We start from the raw sequence: 3,728 nt of genomic DNA, 5'->3' as shown, positions 1-3,728 counted from the left end.
GCCCTGCCCGGCTGGGCCGGTTCCGTGGACCTGCTGCTCATCGCCACCGCCGACGGCACGGAGCCGGGCCTCGCCCTCCTCGCGGAACAGGCGTACCGGCGCGGCTGCACGGTCGTCGGGGTCGCCCCGCGCCGCTCGCCGCTGACCGAGGCGGTCGACGGCGCACACGGCCTCGTCGTACCGATGGCCGAGGCGCCGTACGAGGAGGAGACCGAGGTGCCGTTCACCGGGGCCGGCCCCGGCGCCCTGTGGGCCCTGCTCACCCCGCTGCTGGTTCTGCTCGACCGGGTCGGTCTGGTCACCGCGCCGCCCGAGACCCTGCAGCAGGTGGCCGACCGCCTGGACAGCACAGCGGAACGCTGCGGTCCGGCCATCGCCACCTACAGCAACCCGGCCAAGACCCTGGCCGCTGAACTCGCCGACTCCCTCCCGCTCATCTGGACGGAAGGCACCGCGGCGGCCCCCGCCGGCCGTCGCTTCGCGGCCGTGCTGACCGAACTGGCGGGCCGCCCCGCCCTCGCCGCCGAACTGCCCGAGGCGCTGCCCGCGCACGGTGCGCTCCTCGTCGGCCCCTTCGCGGGCGACGCCGACCCGGACGACTTCTTCCGCGACCGGGTGGACGACCCGCAGGCACTGCACGCGCGAGTGGTCCTCCTCCGCGACCGCCCGGCGGGCGGCCTCACCGCGGCCCCCGCCGCCCGGGAGATCGCCCTCGCCCAGGACACCCCGGTCAGCGAACTGGAACCGGAGGAGGGCGGCGAGCTGGAATGCCTCGCGGAGCTCCTGGCGGTCACCGACTTCGCCGCCGCCTACGTCGCTCTCGCCACGGTCTGAACGCCGACCGCGGCCCACGCACCCGCACCCCGGGGCACCGGCCCGGTACGAGAACGCCCGGCACCGAGGACACCCCGGTACCGAGAACGCCCGGCACCGAGGACACCCCGGTACCGAGCGCCCCCGCACACCACCACGTACACGACCGCACGCCCCGCACACCACCACGTACACGACCGCACGCCGCCCCGCGTGACCCTCCCGCCGTCCCAGCAGCCCGGAAAGTAGCCTCATGGACCGCCTCGCCAACACCGTGCGCCCCTACGCCTGGGGTTCGACCACCGCCATCCCCGCCCTCACCGGCACCGAGCCCACCGGTGAACCGCAGGCCGAGATGTGGCTCGGCGCGCACCCCGGAGCCCCGTCCCACATCGACCGCGGCGCCGGCGAGCAGCCGCTCTCGGCGGTCATCGACGCGGCTCCCGAGACCGAGCTGGGCGCGCCGGCCGTGGCGAAGTTCGGCCCGCGGCTGCCCTTCCTGCTCAAGATCCTCGCGGCCGGAGCCCCGCTCTCCCTCCAGGTCCACCCCGACCTCGCCCAGGCGAAGGAGGGGTACGAGAACGAGGAGCGCCGCGGCATCCCGGTCGACGCCCCGCACCGCAACTACAAGGACGCCAACCACAAGCCCGAACTCATCTGCGCGCTGACGCCCTTCGACGGCTTCTGCGGATTCCGGCCACCGGCCGAATCGGCCGATCTGCTCGCCGGCCTCGACGTGGACTCGGTCAAGCCGTACGTGGACATCCTGCGCGCACATCCCGAGGAGGCGGCGCTGCGGGAGGTCCTGACGGCGGTCCTGTCCGCGGACCCGGCCGGGATGAAGGACACGGTCACCGAGGCCGCCGCAGCGGCCGGACGCATCGGCGGCGCCTACGCCCCGTACGCCACACTCGCCCACCACTACCCCGGCGACCCGGGCGTCATCGCGGCGATGCTGCTCAACCACGTACAACTCCAGCCCGGCGAAGCGCTGTTCCTCGGCGCCGGCATCCCGCACGCCTACCTCAGCGGTCTCGGCGTCGAAATCATGGCGAACTCGGACAACGTGCTCCGCTGCGGTCTGACCCCGAAGCATGTCGACGTCCCCGAACTGCTCCGCGTCGTCCGCTTCGAGGCGACCGAGCCCGGCGTCCTGCGCCCGGAGGCGGACCCGGACGGCGAGGAGCTGTACGAGACCCCGATCGACGAGTTCCGGCTCTCGCGCTACGTACGCCCCGAGGATGCCGGTCCACTCCCGCTGCCCTCGGGCACCGCACAGATCCTGCTCTGCACGGCGGGCACCCCGCGCGCGGGCGAACTCGCCCTGAAACCGGGCCAGTCCGTCTTCGTGCCGGCGGGCGAGACCGTCACTCTGACCGGAGCGGGGACGGTCTTCCGCGCCACCGTTGTGGCCTGATGCAACAATGTGCGGCCGAATAGCGGCACCAACGCCGCGGCACCGACGAAGGGAACACGTCCACCCATGAGTGCGTCAGGTGGAACCAAGGCGATCGTGGCGGCGCTCGGCGCCAACCTCTCGATCGCGGTAGCGAAGTTCGTGGCGTTCCTCTTCAGTGGCTCGTCGTCGATGCTCGCAGAGAGCGTCCACTCGCTCGCCGACTCGGGCAACCAGGGGCTGCTGCTCCTCGGCGGCAAGAAGGCCCAGCGCGAAGCAACCCCGCAGCACCCCTTCGGCTACGGCCGTGAGCGCTACATCTACGCCTTCCTTGTCTCGATCGTGCTCTTCTCGGTCGGCGGGATGTTCGCGGTCTACGAGGGCTACGAGAAGGTCAAGCACCCGCACTCGCTGGACAACTGGTACTGGCCCGTCGGGGTGCTGGTCTTCGCGATCATCGCGGAGGGCTACTCCTTCCGTACCGCGATCAAGGAGTCCAACCAGACGCGCGGCACCCTCTCCTGGGCCCAGTTCATCCGCCGCGCCAAGGCGCCCGAACTCCCGGTGGTGCTGCTGGAGGACTTCGGCGCACTGATCGGTCTGGCCCTCGCCCTGGCCGGCGTCGGACTTGCCGTGGCGACGGACAACGGCGTCTGGGACGGCATCGGCACCCTCTGCATCGGCACCCTGCTCATCCTGATCGCGATCGTCCTGGCCGCGGAGACGAAGTCGCTTCTCCTCGGTGAGGCAGCGGGCACCGAGGAGGTCGACAAGATCAAGGCAGCCATCGTCGACCACGACACCGTCACCTCCGTGATCCACATGCGGACGCTGCATCTCGGCCCCGAGGAGCTCCTGGTGGCCGCGAAGATCGCGGTCCAGCACGACGACACGGCGGCGGAAGTGGCGCGGGCGATCAACGCCGCCGAGGCCCGTATCCGCGAAGCCGTGCCCATCGCCCGGGTGATCTATCTGGAGCCGGACATCTACAGCGAGGCCGAGGCCGCGGCGGGCGCGGACCCGAAGGCGACTCCGGGCGGCCCCTCACCGGTGCCGCAGCACTGACCCGGCCCTTGAGCCTGCCGGGCCCGCCTGCCGGGCCCGCCGACGGGGACCCGTCCGATGCACTGATTTCGGACGGTCCTCCCGGCGGGCTGGGGGTCGCTGGGCCGATCGGTGTAGATTCGTCGGGAGCCAGACGTCGCTGCTGATGGCGGTCGGGCGGTCCGTTCTGCGGACCGGCCGAGGGAGAGAGGGCCTCCGACGGACTGCGCCGCGAGCGCTCGGGCATTCGTGTGCCTTTCCGCCCGTCGCCGCAGCATCCAGCCCATACACCCTCGACCAACCTTCCGAGGAGCAGCTCGTATGACGACCGACGCCATCATCCAGGACTTCAAGGTCGCGGATCTTTCCCTGGCCGCCTTCGGGCGCAAGGAGATCACGCTCGCCGAGCACGAGATGCCCGGTCTGATGTCGATCCGCAAGGAGTACGCCGCGGCGCAGCCGCTGGCCGGCGCCC

General features: G+C 71.9%; 4 protein-coding genes. All 4 read left to right on the top strand.

Annotation, left to right across the window (positions count from 1 at the left end; all coding sequences use genetic code 11):
- Positions 1-834 (top strand): SIS domain-containing protein (locus tag G3I19_RS35230; RefSeq protein WP_164267758.1); only part of this gene is annotated, 834 nt, incomplete at its 5' end.
- Between the two features lie 232 nt (positions 835-1,066).
- Positions 1,067-2,230, top strand: a complete 1,164-nt coding sequence (gene manA / locus G3I19_RS35225) for a mannose-6-phosphate isomerase, class I (RefSeq protein ID WP_164267757.1) — start codon at positions 1,067-1,069, stop codon at positions 2,228-2,230.
- Positions 2,231-2,296: 66 nt separating this feature from the next.
- Entirely contained in the window at positions 2,297-3,274 is a 978-nt protein-coding gene (locus G3I19_RS35220) for a cation diffusion facilitator family transporter (RefSeq protein ID WP_164267756.1), read from the top strand.
- Between the two features lie 300 nt (positions 3,275-3,574).
- On the top strand, positions 3,575-3,728 hold a 154-nt coding region (locus G3I19_RS35215), incomplete at its 3' end, for an adenosylhomocysteinase (protein WP_164267755.1).

This window comes from Streptomyces sp. SID10853, assembly GCF_010548145.1.
GTDB lineage: Bacteria > Actinomycetota > Actinomycetes > Streptomycetales > Streptomycetaceae > Streptomyces.
This window is presented reverse-complemented; position numbering and strand designations above follow the sequence as displayed.

Excerpts from the sequence above, each read along its gene's own strand:
- manA (WP_164267757.1), top strand. The coding sequence starts at position 1,067 with ATGGACCGCCTCGCCAACACCGTGCGCCCCTACGCCTGGGGTTCGACC.
- G3I19_RS35220 (WP_164267756.1), top strand. The coding sequence starts at position 2,297 with ATGAGTGCGTCAGGTGGAACCAAGGCGATCGTGGCGGCGCTCGGCGCC.